The sequence below is a fragment of the Metapseudomonas boanensis genome (assembly GCF_018704125.1).
Classification (GTDB): Bacteria; Pseudomonadota; Gammaproteobacteria; order Pseudomonadales; family Pseudomonadaceae; genus Metapseudomonas; species Metapseudomonas boanensis.
Map to the genome: position 1 here is coordinate 84507 of NZ_JAGTIS010000009.1, position 17560 is coordinate 102066.

At 63.9% G+C, this 17560-nt stretch carries 14 protein-coding genes; 3 read left to right on the forward strand and 11 right to left on the reverse strand.

The annotated features are described in order from the left end of the window. Positions 1-23 precede the first annotated feature (23 nt). Both J7302_RS16795 and yccS read right to left on the reverse strand, forming a co-directional pair. Complete coding sequence (locus J7302_RS16795) at positions 24-479, reverse strand: REP-associated tyrosine transposase (RefSeq protein WP_215377262.1); 456 nt, start codon at positions 477-479, stop codon at positions 24-26. Between the two features lie 142 nt (positions 480-621). After that, on the reverse strand, positions 622-2799 hold the full coding sequence (gene yccS, locus J7302_RS16800) for a YccS family putative transporter (protein WP_215377265.1): 2178 nt from the start codon (positions 2797-2799) through the stop codon (positions 622-624). Between the two features lie 240 nt (positions 2800-3039). On the opposite strand from yccS, the gene J7302_RS16805 reads away from it, so the two are divergent. Further along, a complete protein-coding gene (locus J7302_RS16805) occupies positions 3040-3777 on the forward strand; it encodes a substrate-binding periplasmic protein (RefSeq protein WP_251702113.1) in 738 nt (245 codons plus the stop codon). A gap of 22 nt (positions 3778-3799) precedes the next feature. On the opposite strand, the gene dbpA is transcribed toward J7302_RS16805, so the two are convergent. Next, positions 3800-5179 (reverse strand): ATP-dependent RNA helicase DbpA, encoded by a 1380-nt coding sequence (gene dbpA, locus J7302_RS16810; protein ID WP_215377269.1) that lies wholly within the window; start codon positions 5177-5179, stop codon positions 3800-3802. A 73-nt stretch (positions 5180-5252) separates the two neighbouring features. Between dbpA and torT the strand changes: the two genes are divergently transcribed. Then, positions 5253-6374, forward strand: coding sequence for a TMAO reductase system periplasmic protein TorT (gene torT, locus J7302_RS16815; RefSeq protein WP_251702114.1), 1122 nt, complete (start codon positions 5253-5255; stop codon positions 6372-6374). Positions 6375-6575: 201 nt separating this feature from the next. Here torT and betA read toward each other — a convergent pair whose 3' ends face one another. The 3 genes from betA to betI (J7302_RS16830) form a co-directional block, all read right to left on the reverse strand. Continuing rightward, a complete protein-coding gene (gene betA, locus J7302_RS16820) occupies positions 6576-8264 on the reverse strand; it encodes a choline dehydrogenase (RefSeq protein WP_215377272.1) in 1689 nt (562 codons plus the stop codon). Positions 8265-8410: 146 nt separating this feature from the next. After that, positions 8411-9883 carry a betaine-aldehyde dehydrogenase gene (gene betB, locus J7302_RS16825; RefSeq protein ID WP_215377275.1) on the reverse strand — a complete coding sequence of 491 codons (1473 nt, stop codon included), beginning with the start codon at positions 9881-9883 and terminating at the stop codon, positions 8411-8413. Positions 9884-9930: 47 nt separating this feature from the next. Next, the gene (gene betI / locus J7302_RS16830) at positions 9931-10524 is read right to left on the reverse strand and encodes a transcriptional regulator BetI (RefSeq protein ID WP_215377277.1); all 594 of its coding nucleotides are present in this window, start codon (positions 10522-10524) and stop codon (positions 9931-9933) included. Between the two features lie 278 nt (positions 10525-10802). Here betI (J7302_RS16830) and J7302_RS16835 point away from each other — a divergent pair, with 278 nt between their 5' ends. Then, positions 10803-12341 carry a BCCT family transporter gene (locus J7302_RS16835; RefSeq protein ID WP_215377531.1) on the forward strand — a complete coding sequence of 513 codons (1539 nt, stop codon included), beginning with the start codon at positions 10803-10805 and terminating at the stop codon, positions 12339-12341. 225 nt (positions 12342-12566) lie between these two features. Here J7302_RS16835 and betI (J7302_RS16840) read toward each other — a convergent pair whose 3' ends face one another. The 5 genes from betI (J7302_RS16840) to J7302_RS16860 all read right to left on the reverse strand — a co-directional run bounded on the left by betI (J7302_RS16840) (position 12567) and on the right by J7302_RS16860 (position 17480). Continuing rightward, positions 12567-13172, reverse strand: coding sequence for a transcriptional regulator BetI (betI, locus tag J7302_RS16840; RefSeq protein WP_215377279.1), 606 nt, complete (start codon positions 13170-13172; stop codon positions 12567-12569). A 139-nt stretch (positions 13173-13311) separates the two neighbouring features. Further along, complete coding sequence (aguA, locus tag J7302_RS16845; protein WP_215377282.1) at positions 13312-14418, reverse strand: agmatine deiminase; 1107 nt, start codon at positions 14416-14418, stop codon at positions 13312-13314. Between the two features lie 89 nt (positions 14419-14507). Further along, positions 14508-15386 (reverse strand): N-carbamoylputrescine amidase, encoded by an 879-nt coding sequence (aguB, locus tag J7302_RS16850; RefSeq protein WP_215377284.1) that lies wholly within the window; start codon positions 15384-15386, stop codon positions 14508-14510. Positions 15387-15584: 198 nt separating this feature from the next. After that, entirely contained in the window at positions 15585-16229 is a 645-nt protein-coding gene (locus J7302_RS16855; RefSeq protein ID WP_215377286.1) for a TetR/AcrR family transcriptional regulator, read from the reverse strand. 192 nt (positions 16230-16421) lie between these two features. Then, entirely contained in the window at positions 16422-17480 is a 1059-nt protein-coding gene (locus J7302_RS16860) for a polyamine ABC transporter substrate-binding protein (protein ID WP_215377288.1), read from the reverse strand. Between the last annotated feature and the right edge of the window lie 80 nt (positions 17481-17560).

A 17560-nucleotide genomic window follows, 5' to 3' on the forward strand; every position in this document is an offset into this window, starting at 1 on the left:
TGGGGGCGTAGCGTTGCCCCAACTCAAAGCCAGTGAGCATCCCAGAAGGGGTAGTCGCCTATCTGTTCCACCAGTCCGGCCCGCAGGGGATTAGCCACGATATAGCGGGCGACCTTGCGGATGTCTTCCTCCCTACGCAGGGCGTGATCGTGAAATCCCTTCTGCCAGATCGGTTGGGAACCCGGCAGAAAATGGCCCAACTGCCGGGAAGAGCGCCCCTTGAGCACCTTGACCGCAGTGGATATGGCAACCGGCCCGTTGAGTTGCAGCAGCCAGTGCAGGTGCTCAGGCATCAGTACCCAAGCGATGGAATGGAGCAGGTTCTGTTCTTGCAGGCGTCGCATTTCGGCGATGACCAGGCGGGCCATAGCGAAGTTCCTGAACAACGGCGCTCGCCCTTTAGTGGTAGTGGTGATGTGGTAGATCTGGCCGGCTCGAGATGCACGGCCCTTCAGACGATCGTCGCTCGGCATTTCCATTGCCCTCAGGGTGCAGAAGGCAATGACTCTATGGGGTGGGGAGTGACGGCTGGGCTGGAGCTGGCTGGGAAACGGATGATCCAGGAATGGGAAGCTGCCGAAGGCCGACAAGAACAGCAGGGCAAGGCCCTGCCAAGCGCTTTCACGCCACCTTCCTCTCACTCAACAGGTGCGCCGCCAGGGTCCGCAGCGGGCCGAGCTGGCGGCAGATCAGGCCGAGTTCGGTCTGCACCAGGCGGGGGCGGTCGTTCATGTCTTCCGGGAGCTGCTCCAGAGCCTTGGCCAGTGTCTCTTCTTCATCTCGATGGATGCTGATTGGGCGCCGGTCGGCGAGCCCCTGGGCGATGCAGTCGAGACTCTCGGCTATCTGTTCGGCGGCCTGTTCGGAGACCGGGGTTAGGGCTTCCCCCGGCTGTTCGCCACGATGCGCGCCAAGGGCAGAGAGGTAGCTGAGCAGGGTGTGGGAGAGCACCAGGAAGCGGAAACCGATATCCGCCTCCTTCCGGAAATGGCCGGGCTCCATCAGCATGTTCGATAGCGTGGTGGACAGCGCTGCGTCGGCATTGTGTGCGTTGCGCCGGGCCAGGCGGTAGGCGAGGTCGTCGCGCTTGCCGCTGGCGTACTGCTGCATGATCTGGCGCAGATAGCGGCTGTTGCAGCTCAGAGTGTTGGCCACCACCTGGTTGAGGCGTCGACCTTGCCAGTCGGGGAGGATGAAGATCACCGCGAGGCCGGCGATCAGGCTGCCCAGCAGGGTATCCACCAGGCGCGGGAGGAACAGCCCGTAGCTGTCGCCGATCTGGTTGAAGCAAAACAGCACCAGCAGGGTGATGGCGGCCGTGGCCAGCGTGTAGCGCGTGGCGCGAGTGGCGAAGAACACCACGCCGGCGATCACCGCAAAAACTGATTGTGCCAGGGCGTTGGGGAACAGATCGAACAGCGCCCAGCCGAGGGCCAGGCCGATCAGGGTGCCCGCGATCCGTTGCACGAGCTTACGTCGTGTCGCGCCGAAGTTGGGTTGGCAGACGAAGACTGTAGTCAGCAGGATCCAGTAGCCCTGGGTCGGGTGTATCAGGTGCAGTACGCCATAGCCGGCGGAGAGCGCCAGGGCCATGCGCAAGGCGTGACGAAACACCAGCGAGGTAGGCGTGAGGTTCTGTTTCAGACGTTCCCAGACATCCTTGAGCCCTTTCGGCGAGCGGTCCAGCAGGCTGCTGTCCTGTGCCTCTGCGAGGGCATCGGGGTTGCTCGCGTCGGTCAGCAGTCGGTCGAGGGTGGCGAGGTTGCCGGCCAGCGCGCTGAGCGAGCGCAGCAGGCCGCGCCAGGCGGGGTTGCTCTGCAGACGCAGGTGGTCGAGCGATTTCTTGAGGTCTTCCAGGGCCTGGGTGCCGTCCAGATAGTCGAACGGCTGGCGCATCTGGATGGCCCGACCCAGGGCCTGACAGGCGCCGCCTTGCTGGCGCAGCAGACGCTGGCAGCGGAACAGCACGTCGCTGTGGAAGAAGGTCTCGGCCAATTCGTTGTAGGGGTGGTGTGATGAGCTGGCGCGCTCGTGGATGTCCTGGGCCAGGAAATACAGCTTCAGGTAGCGGTTGACCTTGGGGCCGGGGCGGCCGTTGCCAACCCGGTGCAGAATGATTTCCTTGGCGGCATTGAGCGCGGCGACTACGCGGCCGTTCTGCTGGGCCAGGGCCAGGCGGCGCGCTTCGACATCCAGGTGGCGCACTGGCTCGAGCAGGGCGGACTTGAGCTTGAGGTACTGCCCCAGTTCACGGTACAGCCGGGCTAGGCTCTGTTGCACCGGCTGGTGGGTGAACAACGCTTGCCAGAGGACGGAGAGCAGACCGTACCAGGCGGCACCGGCCACCAGCAGCAGCGGTTCTTGCCAAAGGTTGGTGGGGGCGCCGTCGCGCTGGTCGACGCCAATCATGGTGTAGATCGAGAGAATCAGCGTGGCCGAGGCGATGGTGGCGTAGCGCTCGCCGAGAGCGCCGAGCATGGTCAGGCCGAAACTGGCCAGGGCCAGGGCGCTGACGAAGACCCAGGGATAGGGAAACAGCAACTCCACCGACAGCGAGGCCAGGCTGAAGCAGCCCAGGATCACCAGCAGTGCGGTCAGGCGGCCCTGCCAGTTGTCGTCGGTTTCGGCCAAGGCACTGGCGATGATGCCGAGGAACAACGGGATCAGCAGGTCCATGCGGTCCTGCTGCCAGCACAGCGCCATGCTCCCGGTAAGGGCAACGAAGACGCGCAGGCTGTAGCTGAATTTGTCCAGCGCCCACAGGCGGCGAAGTGATTCTGTAAGTCGGGTCGAGGGCATGGCGGCCTTGTGGGCTGATGTCCGGTTGCGGCTGTGTTGCCGGCTACAGCCTAAGGGCTTCGGCGCGTGCTGTCAGCCGCATCGTGGATGGGAGATCGATTTGTCTTCTTGCAGGTGCGTCGAGTCAGATCCAGGGTTCGTGTTTGCTTGCACGATGGTGCTGGCTTGACTGGCCGCGCCCCAGGATTTGGTGCAGGCTAGGTGGGTCTACCGGCCAACAATCACTTTCGGATGCCATGGATGAGAAGACGCTGTGGTGTAGTCTTTATCGCCCTGCTTTTCGCCCTGGGCGGTGCCCGGGCTGAGCAACTGCGCATGGCTGCAAATGTCTGGCCGCCTTTTACCGATGCGCGCCTGGTCGGCAACGGCCTGGCGAGCGAGGTGGTCAGCGCCGCATTCAAGCGGGCCGGGCATACCACCGAATATGTCGAGGTGCCTTGGGTCCGAGCCCTGCGCGGGCTGCAGCAGGATGATTACGACCTGATCGTCAGCGCCTGGTACAGCGATGAGCGGGCCCGCTATGGCCTGTTCTCCGAACCCTACCTGACCAACCGGATCCTGTTCCTCAAGCGCAAGGGTACGCCTGTCGAGTTTGCCAATAGGGCAGACCTTGGCTCGCACAGCATTGCCGTCGGGCGCGGCTACAGCTACTCCGCTACCTTCGATAACGATGCGACGCTGAACAAGGTGCCGGTGCAGGACTTCCTGATGGCCGCAAGGATGCTTGCGGCCGGTCGCGTCGACTTGACCCTGGAGGACGAGTGGGTTGCGCGCTTCCACCTCAAACGCGAGCTCAAGGCAGTCAGTGATCAACTGGAGTTCCTGCCCCGGCCACTGAGCGAGAACGGCCTGCACATCCTGGTCCGCCGCAGCCACCCGCGCCACCGGCAGTTGGTCGAGGACTTCAACCGCTCAGTGCGGGCAATGAGGGAGGACGGCAGCTACGCGGCGATCTTCAGGCGACACGGTTTCGAGTGAAGACCGTGCGCCTCCCGATTGTTCAGAGGGTTCGCACCTTGTAGGAACGGCCCTTGATCTTGCCATCGCTAAGGCGCTTGAGTGCCTGCTTGGCGATACCGCGCTCCACCGCGACGAAGGCCTGGAAGTCGAAGATAGCGATCTTGCCCACCTGGCTGCCGGGAATGCCTGCCTCGCCGGTCAGGGCGCCGAGAATGTCGGCAGGACGCAGCTTCTCCTTGCGGCCACCGTTGATGCACAGGGTCACCATGGGCGGCAGCAGCGGCTCTTTGTTCTTCACCACCAGCTCGTCCAGCCGCTGCCAGTTCAGCGGGGCCTTCTGCAGGTCTTCGATGGCCTGGGCGCGATTGGCCTCGGCGGGTGCTACCAGACTCAGGGCCAGACCTTTCTCACCGGCACGGCCGCTGCGACCGATGCGGTGAATGTGCACTTCCGGGTCGCGCGACAGTTCGACGTTGATCACCGCTTCCAGCCCGGCGATATCCAGCCCGCGCGCAGCGACGTCGGTGGCCACCAGCACACTGCAACTCTGGTTGGCGAACAGGGCCAGCACCTGGTCACGCTCGCGCTGTTCCAGATCGCCATGCAGCGACTGCGCCGATACACCATGGGATTGCAGATGGGCCTCCAGCTCCTGGCACTGCTGGCGGGTGTGACAGAAGGCGACGCAGGATTGCGGGCGCACCTGTTGCAGCAGGCGCAGGACGGCGTCCATCCGCTGGCGTGGGTCGATTTCGTAGAAGCGCTGCTCGATCTGGTTGTCGTCGTGCAGGGCTTCGACCTTGACCTGTTGCGGGTTGCGCATGAAAGTCTTGGCCAACTGTTCGATCCCGGCCGGGTAGGTCGCGGAGAACAGCAGGGTCTGCCGTTTCGCCGGTGTCTGCCCAATGATCTCGGCGATGCTGTCGTAGAAGCCCATGTCGAGCATGCGGTCGGCTTCGTCCAGCACCAGGGTGTTCAGCCCGTCGAGGACCAGGGTGCCCTTGCGCAGGTGTTCCTGCACCCGGCCCGGGGTGCCGACGATGATGTGCGCGCCATGCTCGAGGGAGCCGACCTGCGGGCCGAAGGGCACGCCGCCGCACAGCGTCAGCACCTTGATGTTGCCGTGGCCGCGGGCCAGGCGGCGAATTTCCTTGGCAACCTGGTCGGCCAGTTCGCGAGTGGGGCACAGGACCAGCGCCTGGCAGCCGAAGAAGCGCGGATTGAGCGGCTCCAGCAGGCCGATGCCGAAGGTGGCAGTCTTGCCGCTGCCGGTCTTGGCCTGGGCGATCAGGTCGTGCCCTTTGAGGATCAGCGGCAAGCTCTGCGCCTGGATGGGCGTCATTTCCCTGTAGCCGAGGGTGTCGAGATTGGCCAGGGTAACGGCGGACAAGGGCAGGGTGCTGAAGGCGGCGGTGGTCACGTTGATGGTCTGCTGGGGCGAATGGCTGCGCAGTTTAGCAGGAAGGCGCCTCGGCTCCCCGCTCGGAGACGGAATGAGCTTTCATCCCACGTCAAAGATGGATTGCGCTGGCCTGCTACCCTTGCGACAGTTCTTCTTCCTACCGTTGGCTGCCAAGGCGCTTGCGATGCGTGTGCTCTGCCTCTTCAGTTTGCTGCTGTTGCACCTGCCTCTGCGCGCGGCGGAATGGTTTCCGCTGGAGGCCCAGGTCGATGGCCGTTCGGCCAGCTACCGACCGTTGATGCAGGCGAGCAAGCCCTGGCGTATTTGTGCGTTGCTGCCCCATGGCATGGACCGCTATTGGTGGGGCGTAGCCTGGGGACTCCACGAGGAGGCGCGACGCCAGGGCGTGCAGCTTGGGGTCTATGAAGCGGGCGGCTACCAATACCCAGATATGCAGCGGGCGCAGCTGACTCGCTGCATCCAGCTTGCCGCCGATGCCTATGTGGTCGCCGCCATCAATACCCAGGGGTTGTGTGACGAGATCGCCCTGCTGCACCGCGATGGCGTCCCGGTGATCGATCTGGTCAACCGCATCGACTGTCCCGGCATCAGTGCCCGCTCACAGGTGGACTTCGCCGATATGGCCAAGGCGGCGCTTGCCTATATCCAACGTCACAGTGGCGGACGCGCGGTGCGCGTAGGCTGGCTGCCCGGGCCACAGGATGCCGGCTGGGTTGCGGACGCCGAGCGTGGTCTGCAGGCTGCACTCAAAGGTGGTTCGGTGACGCTCGTATCGGGCGGTTATGGCCCGGTGGATCGCTCGACCCAGGCGGTGCTGGTGCGCCAGCTGCTGGCGCGCGAGCCCGAGCTCGATTACATCCTGGGGAATGCCGAGGCTGCGGCCTTCGCGGCCCAACTGGTGCGCAGCGGTGGTTCGCGCTATCGCGCCCAGGTGGTGTCGCTCTACGCCACTGAGCGGATTCTGGAGTCCATCAGGGATGGCGGGATCCTCGCAGCGCCTACGGATTCGCCAGTCATCCAGGCGCGGGTCGCAATCGACTTGGCAGTGCGGGCCCTGGAGGGAAAGCAATCGCCGGTGCGGGTCAGCCCGCTGATCGAGGTAATCGACCAGGCGAATCTGAAGCGCTTTGACTTCGGTCGCCTGATGCCACCCTCGGGGCATTGGATGATTCGGCAGGAGTTGCCGGAGTAGGGGGGGCTAGCGGGGCGGGGCTACCCTCACCCCCGGCCCCTCTCCCAGAAGGAGAGGGGCGCGGTTCGTGCAGTCCATAGGCACCGCGCATGTCCCGTCGGGGCGAATTCATTCGTGATGCAGCCTGCAAGGCTGCCTGTCTCCAAAACGAAACGGCCCCTGGCGTGGTGCGCCAGGGGCCGTTTCATTCAGGCGGCTACCTTACAGCTGGCGAGCGGGGGTGCCGCGCACCGGCTTTTCACCGGCAACGTAGTACTTCGCCTTGCTGCGAGGCAGGCCTTTGCGGCCGCGGATTTTGTCGGCGATCTTCTCGGCGATCATGATGGTGGTCGCGTTGAGGTTGCCGGTGATGATCTCCGGCATGATCGAGGCGTCCACCACACGCAGGCCTTCCATGCCGTGCACGCGGCCCTGGCCATCCACTACCGCCATGTCGTCGGTGCCCATCTTGCAGGAGCAGGAGGGGTGGAAGGCGGTTTCCGCGTGGGTGCGGATGAATTCGTCCAGTTCGGCATCGCTCTTGAGGTGTGCGCCCGGGCTAAGTTCGCGGCCACGGAACGGGTCCAGCGCAGGCTGCGCCATGATCTCGCGGGTGATGCGGATACCATCGCGGAATTCCTGCCAGTCCTGTTCGGCGGACATGTAGTTGAACAGGATGCTCGGGTGCTTGCGCGGGTCCTTGGACTTCAGGTGGATGCGACCACGGCTCGGTGAACGCATGGAGCCCATGTGGGCCTGGAAGCCGTGCTCCTTCACCGCGTTGCTGCCGTTGTAATTGATCGCTACTGGCAGGAAGTGGTACTGGATGTTCGGCCACTTGAATTCCGGACGGGTGCGGATGAAACCGCCCGCTTCGAAATGGTTGCTGGCGCCCTTGCCACTGCCGAGGAACAGCCACTCGGCGCCGATCGCCGGCTGGTTCCACCATTGCAGGGCGGGATACATGGATACCGGCTCCTTGCAGGCATATTGCAGGTAGAGCTCCAGGTGGTCTTGCAGGTTGGCTCCGACGCCCGGCAGGTCATGCACTACGGGTATGTCGAGGTCGCGCAGCAGGGACGCCGGCCCCACGCCGGAGCGTTGCAGCAGTTGCGGCGAGGCAATGGCTCCGCTGCACACCAGCACTTCGCGGCGGGCATGCACGGTCACTGGGCTGTTGTCATCGCCCTTGAGGTAGGCGACGCCGATGGCACGCTTGCCGCTGAACAGCACGCGGTCAGCCTGGGCGTGGGTAACGATAGTCAGGTTGGAGCGGTTGCGCGCCTGGTCCAGGTAGCCGCGGGCGGTGCTGGAGCGGCGCCCCTTCGGGGTCACGGTCCGGTCCATGGGACCGAAGCCTTCCTGTTGGTAGCCATTCAGGTCTTCGGTGCGCGGATAACCGGCTTGCACGCCGGCCTCGATCATGGCGTGGAACAGTGGGTTGTTGCCGGCCTTGGGCGTGGTCACGCTCACCGGGCCTTCGCCGCCGTGATAGTCGTTCGGGCCGATGTCGCGGGTTTCCGCCTTGCGGAAGTAAGGCAAGCAGTCCAGGTAGGTCCAGTCTTCCAGGCCCGGCGCCTTGGCCCAGCTGTCGAAGTCCATGGCGTTGCCGCGGATGTAGCACATGCCGTTGATCAGCGAGGAGCCGCCCAGGCCCTTGCCACGGCCGCACTCCATGCGGCGGTTGTTCATGTAGGGCTCTGGATCCGTCTCGTAGGCCCAGTTGTAGCGGCGGCCCTGCAGTGGGTAGGCGAGGGCGGCGGGCATCTGGGTGCGGAAGTCCAGGCGATAGTCAGGGCCGCCAGCTTCGAGGAGCAGCACGCTGACGTCGGCGTCTTCGGTCAGGCGGGTGGCCAGGACGTTACCGGCAGAACCGGCGCCAACAATGATGTAATCGAATTCTTGTGACATGTGACTTACCTGCTAAATGACCCGGAGTGGCTCCGGGGCGCGGCAAACTTCTTCCCGGATTACGCCGGGCTACCGGGGCCATAGCCCGGAGGAAGGCTGGAAGCATGGCGTTCACGCTTCCAGGGCTTCGTCCAGGCTGGCATGGGTCAGAACACCGAGTAGTAGTCGCCCAATTCGACTTGGACAGACTTGATGCGGGTGTAGTGAGCCAGGGTGGTCAGACCGTTCTCGCGACCAACGCCGGACTGCTTGTAGCCACCGACGGGCATCTCGGCAGGCGACTCGCCCCAGGTGTTGATCCAGCAGATACCGGCTTCCAGCTTGTGGATCACTCGGTGGGCGCGGGCCAGGTCGCGGGTGACGACGCCGGCGGCGAGGCCGTATTCGGTGTCGTTGGCGCGGCGAATGACTTCTTCCTCGGTGTCGTAGGCGAGGATGCTCATCACCGGCCCGAAGATTTCTTCGCGAACGATGGTCATGTCATCGGTGCAGTCGGTGAATACGGTCGCGGCGACGTAGGCGCCTTTGGCGAATTCGCCGTCGGTGACGCGCTCGCCGCCGATCAGCAGGCGCGCGCCTTCCTTGCGGCCGGCTTCGATATAGCCAAGCACGCTTTCCATGTGGGCGAAGCTGGTCAGCGGGCCGAAGTTGGTGTTGGCGTCTTCCGGGTTGCCCAGGCGAATGCGCTTCACGCGCTCGACCACCTTGGCTTCGAATTCGGCCTGCAGGGCGCGCGGGATGAATACGCGGGTGCCGTTGGTGCAGACCTGGCCGGAGCTGAAGAAGTTGGCCATGACGGCGATGTCGGCGGCACGGTCGAGGTCGGCGTCGTCGAAGATGATCAGTGGCGACTTGCCGCCCAGCTCCATGGTCACTTCCTTCAGCGAGGAACTGGAGGCGCTGGCCATAACCTTCTTGCCGGTGGAGGTGCCGCCGGTGAAGGAGATCTTCTCGATCAGCGGGTGCTCGGTCAGCCACTGGCCGACTTCACGGCCGCTGCCGGTGAGGACGTTGAACACACCGTCCGGCACGCCGGCTTCGGTGTAGATTTCGGCTAGCTTCAGGGCGGTCAGCGGGGTGACTTCGCTGGGCTTGAAGATCATGGCGTTGCCGGCGGCCAGGGCCGGGGCGGATTTCCACATGGCGATCTGCACGGGGTAGTTCCAAGCGCCGATACCAGCGACCACGCCCAGGGGCTCGCGGCGGGTGTAGACGAAGCTGGTTTCGCGCAGCGGGATCTGCTCGCCTTCAATGGCAGGGATCAGGCCGGCGTAGTACTCGATCACGTCGGCGCCGGTCACGATGTCCACGGCGCGGGTTTCGGCCAGCGGCTTGCCGGTGTCCAGGGTCTCCAGCTCGGCCAGTTCGTCGTTGCGCTCACGGAGGATCTCCACTGCGCGGCGCAGGATGCGCGAGCGCTGCATGGCGGTCATCGCAGCCCAGACCTTCTGGCCTTCGACAGCGCTGGCGACGGCGCGCTCGACGTCGTCCTTGCCGGCACGCTGGACAGTGGCCAGCACTTCACCATTGGCTGGGTTCACGGTCTCGAAGCTGCTGCCGCTGGTGGAGTCGACGTAGCGGCCGCCAATGTAGAGCTTCTGTTCTTCGAATCGGGCCATGGTGGTTGTCCTCTCTAGGTCTTGTGGGCGCAAGGCGGCCGGGCGGTTCAAGCCGCCTGCTTGGCCAGTTGTTGATCAAGGAATTCGTAAGCGAGCCGGCGGGCCTGCTCAGTATCGAAGGCCTCTCCGGACAGCGCGCCGCGCAGCCACAGGCCGTCGATCAGCGCAGCCAGGCCACGAGCGGCGGTACGGGCGCTTTCTACGTCGAGCTCGCGGCGGAACTGCCAGCAGAGATTCGAGTAGAGGCGGAGGTCGTTGATGCGCTGCAAACGGCGCAGCGATGGCTGGTGCATGCTGCTGGCCCAGAACGCCAGCCAGGTCTTCATGGCCGGGCCGTTGACCTGGGTTTCGTCGAAGTTGCCGTCGATGATCGAACGCAAATAGCCGCGCGGGGATTTATCGCGCATGGCTTCGCGGCGCTTGCGCACCGCCTCCTGCAAGTCGTTCATGAGGAAGCGCATGGTGGCTTCCAGCAGGCCGTTCTTGTCCTGGAAATAGTGGCTGATGATGCCGTTGGAGACCCCCGCCAGGCGGGCGATGTAGGAAATGCTGGCGTCACTCATCCCAACCTGGTCGACGGCCTCGAGGGTCGCGTGGATCAGCTGGGTGCGGCGCAGTGGCTGCATTCCAATCTTGGGCATGGGGGCTCCTCCTCTCCGGCGTATCCGGGTGGGTTGAAATCCAGCCTACTTTATTTTTATTGAACGTTCAAACAACAAAGAATAAGCTGCGCACCATGGAACGGGATGCGGCAGTTCGCCGCACCTTTTTCAGGCCATCGACCTGACCTCGGACGGTGGTGTGGGACTGTCGTTGCGCCCAACAGGCGCCTGCTTTCACTGCCCCTGGAGCCAATCTCCAAATGAGTACTGCTTCTCCAACAACAAAAAGCCACGGGAAGGTGCGCCTGAATCCGGTCGTGTTCTTCGGGTCCACTGCGCTGATCGTGCTTCTCACGGTTGCCTTGATCGCATTCCCCGACAGCGCAGGTGCCTGGCTCGGCCAGGCCCAGAGCTGGCTGTCGCGCAGCTTCGGCTGGTACTACATGCTGGCCATCGGCGCTTATCTGTTCTTCGTGCTTTACGTGGCGTTCTCCCGCTACGGCCATCTGCGCCTGGGTGCCGATGACGACAGGCCCGACTTCAGTTACGGCGCCTGGGCCGGCATGCTGTTCTCCTCCGGGATCGGCATTTCGCTGCTCTATTTCGCCGCCTCCGAGCCCATCGACCACCTCTACAACCCGCCGGAAGGCGAGCCGGGCAGCCAGTCCGCTGCGCGCCAGGCGCTGCAGCTGACTTTCCTGCACTGGGGCGTACACGGCTGGGCGATCTATGCGCTGGTGGGCCTGGCGGTCGGCTATTTCGCCTATCGCCACAAACAGCCGCTGGCCCTGCGTTCAGCGCTCTATCCGCTGTTCGGCGAGCGCCTGATGAAGGGCTCAGTGGGTAACGCGGTGGATTGCTTTGGCATCTTCGTGACCCTGCTGGGCCTGGTGACCAACCTCGGTATCGGTTCCCTGCAGGTCTCCTCCGGCCTTGAGTACCTGTTCGGCTTTCCGCACAGCCAGGGCGCGCTGTTGTCGGTGATCCTCGTGATGAGCGCGGTGGCCACCCTGGCTGCGGTGTCCGGCATCGAGAAGGGCATCCGTCGCCTGTCGAACCTGAACATCATTCTGTTCAGCGGTCTGCTGGTGTTCGTGCTGCTCGCGGGGGATACCCTGCACCTGCTCAACGGTTTCGTACAGAACCTGGGCGACTACCTCAACGGCCTGGTGCTGAAGACCTTCGACCTCTACGTCTATACCGGCCAGTCCGGCAAGAGCGAAGAGTGGATGGGCCTGTGGACCCTGTTCTACTGGGCGTGGTGGATTTCCTGGGCCCCCTTCGTGGGCATGTTCGTGGCCCGTATCTCGCGTGGTCGTACCGTGCGCGAGCTGGTGTGTGGTGTACTGCTGATCCCGCTGGGCTTCACCCTGGCCTGGCTGTCGGTGTTCGGCAACAGCGCCCTGGAGCTGGTGATGAACCAGAACGCGGCAGATCTTGGCAAGGCGGCGCTGGAACAGCCGGCGATGTCGATCTACCTGCTTCTGGAGCATTACCCCTGGTCCAAGGTGGTGATCGGCCTCTCGATCTGCGTCGGCTTCGTGCTCTTCCTCACTCCGGCTGACTCCGGCTCGGTGATGCTGGCCAACCTCTCTCGTGAGGAGGGCGATCTCGACGAAGACGCGCCGAACTGGCTGCGGATCTTCTGGTCCGCGCTGGTGACCCTGGTGACCATCGGCCTGTTGTTCGCCGGTAACTTCACCGCCATGCAGACCGTGGTGGTGTTGGCGGGGCTGCCGTTCTCGGTTGTGCTGTTGCTGTATATGTTCGCCCTGCTCAAGGCGATGAAGGCCGACCTGGCGGCGACCCAGCCGGTCCCGACGGTGCGGCCAGCACTGCGTGGCGAAGCGGCCTGATCCTTTGCCAGTGGTAACGAAAAAGCCCAGTCCAGTGACTGGGCTTTTTCGTTTCGCATGGGTAGGACGGGTCAGGCAGCACTCCGGTGAGCGCAGCGATACTCAACGAAGGGAATTGGCAGCTGCTTGATGGGTATCGCAGATGTCCGGCCAGGATGATCATGGGCAAACCCTTGCCTACGTGTCCCGGCAATCGTTATCTAGCTGTCCTGGCAGCACACAGGCTCAACCCATCCTGCGGGGTGCTGCCTTGGCCAACTGCAGGTCGAGGTATTCGAAGGCGATCCGCAGGGCCTGCTCGGTTTGGAACGCATCGCCAGATAGCGCACTTCGCAGCCACAGGCCGTCGATCAGCGCGGCCATGCCCCGCGCCGCGGCGCGGGCCTCGTCGAGCGGCAGTACACGGCGGAACTCACAGCAGAGATTGGAGTAAAGCCGGTGGTCGTTGATCCGCTGCAAGCGGCGCAGTGCCGGCTGGTGCATGCTGCTGGCCCAGAACGCCAGCCAGGTTTTCATGGCCGGGCCACTGACCTGGCTGTCATCGAAGTTGCCTTCAACGATGGCCCGCAGCTGCGCACGTGGGCTATCGTCCCGCAGCCTGGTGCGACGCTGGCGCACCGCACTGCTGAGGGCGGCCATCAGGTGACGCATTGTGGCTTCCAGCAGGCCGTTCTTGTCCCGGAAGTAGTGGCTGATGATGCCGTTGGAAACGCCGGCGAGACGGGCGATGTAGGCGATGCTGGCATCGCTCATGCCGACCTGGTCGACGGCCTCGAGGGTGGCCTGGATCAACTGCGAACGGCGGATCGGCTGCATTCCGACCTTGGGCATCAGGGATTTCCACCATGCTCTGCGGATTTGGGAGGGCGCAGTCTAGGGGGTATTCGATTGATCGATCAATCGATGGGATTGATCGATCCTGGTCGGGCCAACCCCCTCGCGTTAACGAAGGGGCTACCGTCAGCTTCGCTCAGCGCTGTTGCGGCGCCGGTTGCTGCTGGGTGATGCAGTGGATGTTACCGCCGCCGAGGAGGATCTCCCGGCCTGGCACCATGACCACTTCATGCTCCGGGAACACGCGCGCGAGGATCGCCTCGGCCGTGGCGTCCTTCGCATCGTCGAACTTCGGCGCGATGATGCCGCCGTTGACGATCAGGAAGTTGACGTAGGATCCGGCAAGGCGGATCGACGGATCGCGCTCCTGGGTGCCTTCCACCAGATCGACGCCCGCGCATTCTTCCTCGGTGGCGTAGATCGGGCCTGGAATTGGCATCTTGTGCACGACCAGCTGGCGGCCCTTGGCGTCGCGGGCGCTTTCCAGCACCTTCATCGCTGCCTGGCAACGCGGGTAGTTCGGGTCCTGCGGGTCGTCGGTCCAGGCCAGCAGCACTTCACCCGGGCGAACGTAGCAGCAGAAGTTGTCCACATGGCCGTCGGTCTCGTCGTTATACAGACCGTCCGGCAGCCAGATGATGGTGTCTACCGCCAGGTGCTCGCGCAGCACTGCCTCGATCTGCTCGCGGTCGAGGTGCGGGTTGCGATTCTTGTTCAGCAGGCATTCTTCAGTGGTGATCAGCGTGCCTTCGCCATCCACGTGGATGGAGCCGCCTTCCAGCACGAAGCCGTCGGTGCGGTAGCGCTTGCTGTGCTCGATCTCGAGGACCTTGCGCGCCACCTGGTCATCGCGGTTCCAGGGGAAGTAGAGGCCGCCGTCGAAGCCGCCCCAGGCGTTGAAGGTCCAGTCCACGCCACGTACGTCACCCTGGCCATTGACCACGAAGGTCGGGCCGGTGTCGCGCACCCAGGCGTCGTCGGTGCTGATTTCCACCACGCGGATGTTCGGCTCGTCCAGGCGGGCGCGGGCGTTCTCGTACTGGCCGGCGGAGACGCAAACGGTCACCGGCTCGAAGCGTGCGATGGCCTTGGCCACAGCGGTGAAGGCTTCCTGCGCGGGCTTGCCGCCCAGGCGCCAGTTATCCGGCCGCTCGGGCCAGACCATCCAGGTCTGGCTGTGCGTTTCCCACTCGGCAGGCATGCGGAAGCCGTCGTCGCGCGGGAGGCTGTTCAGTGTGTTCATCGGTCCACCTCTATTTGCGAACTGGGGCCAGGGCCGGGCCCGCTACAGCAGGCATCCTGCGGCAGCGGACCAGGGCCCCGTGGCTGGAATCAGGACGCCAGCGAGCCGTCCAGGGTCTTGATCGGGCCATAGAGGTTCGGGCGACGGTCACGGAACACACCCCAGGCGCTGCGTACGCGCTCAAGCTGGTCGAGGTCGAAGCTATGCACCAGGATACCTTCCTCGGTCTGGTCCAGTTCCTCGACTTTTTCGCCGAACTGGTTGGCGATGAAGGAGGAGCCGTAGAAGGTGATGTCGTAACCGTCCTGCTCTTCCTTGCCGATGCGGTTGGAAGCCACCAGCGGCATCAGGTTGGCGCCGGCATGGCCTTGCTGCACACGCTGCCAATGATCGCGAGAAATGATGTTGGGGTCATGCGGCTCGCTACCGATGGCGGTCGGGTAGAAGAGAATTTCGGCGCCGAGCAGTGCCATGCAGCGCGCGCTCTCTGGGTACCACTGGTCCCAGCAGATACCGACGCCGATCTTGGCGTAGCGGGTGTTCCACACCTTGAAGCCGGTGTCGCCCGGGTTGAAGTAGTACTTCTCGTGGTAGCCCGGGCCATCCGGGATGTGGCTCTTGCGGTAGATGCCGAGGTTGCTGCCATCGGCGTCGATGATCGCGATGCTGTTGAAGCGTGCGCGGCCGGCCAGCTCGAAGAAGCTGATGGGCAGCACGACTTCAAGCTCTTTGGCGACCTTCTGGAAGTGCGCGATGGCTTCATTGACTTCAGCTGGGGTCGCCAGCAACAGGTAGTCCGCATTGGGCTTCTGGCAGAAATAGGGGGTCTCGAAGAGTTCCTGGATCAGGATGATCTGCGCGCCCTTGGCGGCGGCCTGGCGGACCAGCTTCTCGGCGTTGGCGATATTCGCGGCGCGATCCCAGGAGCAGGCCATCTGGGTAGCGGCGACGGTAACGATGCGGGACATGGAACACCTCGTAAGGACGATTACGAATAGGTCGTTAGAACCTAGCAGACGACCTGTGGCAATGCCGTGTCGGCGGGGCGGTGCCCGCCGTTCGGATGCTGACTTTATAGTCGATAAAAATCCGTATTAGAAGCGTAATTTTTCTATTGCAGCGCAGTGATCGATTATTAAACGGATAAATATCCGATTTATGTCCAATTAGTCCGCTTTCGGGGCCGGGCGTTTGGGTAGGAAGGGCGGCAGGTAGAGGCCGAGGTAGGCATCGAACACCCGCATGCCCTCCTCGGCCAGGCGCGGGGTGATTTCGCCGTGTAGCTGCACCGAGCGGGCATAGACACGGTCGCCCAGTTCCATGGCCAGAGCGAAGACGTCGATATCGTCGGGCAGGGTCGGCAGTTCGAAATGGCGCTCGAAGAGGATGTGCATCAGCCGGCCGAGTTCGATGTCGTGCTGGCGGTCGGCCTGGGTCACCTCGGTGAGGCCGTGTTGGGCCAGGATCAGTTGGCGCGCCGCGGCATCGGCGGCATAGATCGACAGCATGCGCTCCTCCACCAGCCGTGATAGATCGCGCCAGTGGCGCAGGCCGTCATGGGCGATGGGTTGCTGCAGGCAGGCGCGGAAAGCGGCATGCACGTCTGTGGTAAGGGCCTCGAGGATGGCCGGCACGCTGGAGAAGAAATGGTAGACGGAGGAGGGGGGCATCTCCGCGCGCTCAGCGACGGTGTAGATCGACAAGTTGGCAACGCCTTGCTCTGCGAGCAGGGTGCGGGCGGCGTCGAGTATCCCGGTGATACGCAGTTGGCTGCTGGCGCGAGGCTTGCGGGTAGTGGCGTGACGCGACATGGGAGGCTCCTCTCCTTCGAGCCGCTATTGGACGTCAGGCCGCGGGGCGGCGGCAAGTGCGGGGAATGGGCAGGGCGCTGCGCTGGCCGTTTGTCGTAGGAGCGAATTCATTCGCCTGGTAATCAAAATGGCGGCGGTGCAGCCCTTTGCGAATGAGTTCACACCCACAGGAGCAGGGCGCCACCTTGGGCGCTATTTCCCTGCGCGAAACGCGGCCCAGACCTGGTCGCGGGTGGCCCCGAGCTTTTCCGGCAGGGCCTCCAGTGGGAACAGCCGGCGCTTCGTGTCCTTGTCCGGGTAGAGGCCTGGCTGGTTGCGCAGAGCCTCGTCCAAGTACTGACGAGCATCCGCATTGCCACTGGGGTAGAGGGTTTCGCTGGTGATCCTGGCCGCGACCTGAGGCTCAAGCAGGTAGTCGATGAATCGGTGCGCCAGGTCGGCGCGGTAGGCGCTGGCAGGAATCACGAGGTTGTCGATGAACAGCACCGAGCCTTCCTGCGGGACGATGAAGTTCACCGGCTGGCCGGCTGCTGCGGCATTCAGGGCATCGCCGACCCAGGCCATGGCGATGCAGAGTTTTCCGGCATTGAGATCGGCGATGTAGCGCTGGCTATCGACGTAGCGCAGGTTCGGACGCAGCGCGGCGAGCAAGTCGCCGCTGCGTTTCAGTCGGCTCGGGGCGCTGCGGGCGAGGCTGCGCCCCTGATAGTTGAGCAGGACCGCCAGGGTTTCGTCCGGGGCGTCCAGCAGGCTGATCCCGCATTGGCTCAGGCGAGCACTTTGCTGTGGATCGAAGAGCAGGCTCCAGCTCTGGGGAAGTGGGCCGCCAAAGGCCTTTTCCGCTTTCGGAGTGTTCACGGCCAGGCCAACAGCGCCCCAGAGGTAGGGCACCGCGTGCTGGTTATTCGGGTCGGAGGCGGCCACCTTGCTCAGCAGTTGTTTGTCGAGGTGCTTGCGATTGGGTAGCAGCTTGAAGTCCAGCGGCTGCAAGCGCCCGCTGGTGATTAGTCGAGGCAGTTCGTTATGCGAGGGAACCGCGACATCGATCGGCTCGCCACCGGCCATGGCCTGGTCCAGTTCTTCGGCGCTGCTGAAGGTGCGGTAATCGACACGAATGCCGGTGTGTTGCTCGAAGTCCTTGAGCACCTGGGGGGCGATGTAATCGTTCCAGTTGTAGACGCGGATCAGGTCTTCGGCCTGAGCCAGCGTGGGGAGCAGTGCGAGCAACAGCGGGGCGAGCAAGCGGGGCATGACTTCCTCCCTGATGTGAACATGCAATCTCGGTCTTTTGGGGTTTTGCCGGTCGGAGAAGCCGAGCGAGCAATTGCGAA

Bases quoted from the DNA above. Each gene is read 5' to 3' on its own strand.
- J7302_RS16795 (WP_215377262.1), bottom strand. From the start codon at position 479: ATGGAAATGCCGAGCGACGATCGTCTGAAGGGCCGTGCATCTCGAGCC.
- yccS (WP_215377265.1), bottom strand. From the start codon at position 2,799: ATGCCCTCGACCCGACTTACAGAATCACTTCGCCGCCTGTGGGCGCTG.
- J7302_RS16805 (WP_251702113.1), top strand. From the start codon at position 3,040: ATGAGAAGACGCTGTGGTGTAGTCTTTATCGCCCTGCTTTTCGCCCTG.
- torT (WP_251702114.1), top strand. From the start codon at position 5,253: ATGAGCTTTCATCCCACGTCAAAGATGGATTGCGCTGGCCTGCTACCC.
- betA (WP_215377272.1), bottom strand. From the start codon at position 8,264: ATGTCACAAGAATTCGATTACATCATTGTTGGCGCCGGTTCTGCCGGT.
- betB (WP_215377275.1), bottom strand. From the start codon at position 9,883: ATGGCCCGATTCGAAGAACAGAAGCTCTACATTGGCGGCCGCTACGTC.
- betI (WP_215377277.1), bottom strand. From the start codon at position 10,524: ATGCCCAAGATTGGAATGCAGCCACTGCGCCGCACCCAGCTGATCCAC.
- betI (WP_215377279.1), bottom strand. From the start codon at position 13,172: ATGCCCAAGGTCGGAATGCAGCCGATCCGCCGTTCGCAGTTGATCCAG.
- aguA (WP_215377282.1), bottom strand. From the start codon at position 14,418: ATGAACACACTGAACAGCCTCCCGCGCGACGACGGCTTCCGCATGCCT.
- aguB (WP_215377284.1), bottom strand. From the start codon at position 15,386: ATGTCCCGCATCGTTACCGTCGCCGCTACCCAGATGGCCTGCTCCTGG.
- J7302_RS16855 (WP_215377286.1), bottom strand. From the start codon at position 16,229: ATGTCGCGTCACGCCACTACCCGCAAGCCTCGCGCCAGCAGCCAACTG.
- J7302_RS16860 (WP_215377288.1), bottom strand. From the start codon at position 17,480: ATGCCCCGCTTGCTCGCCCCGCTGTTGCTCGCACTGCTCCCCACGCTG.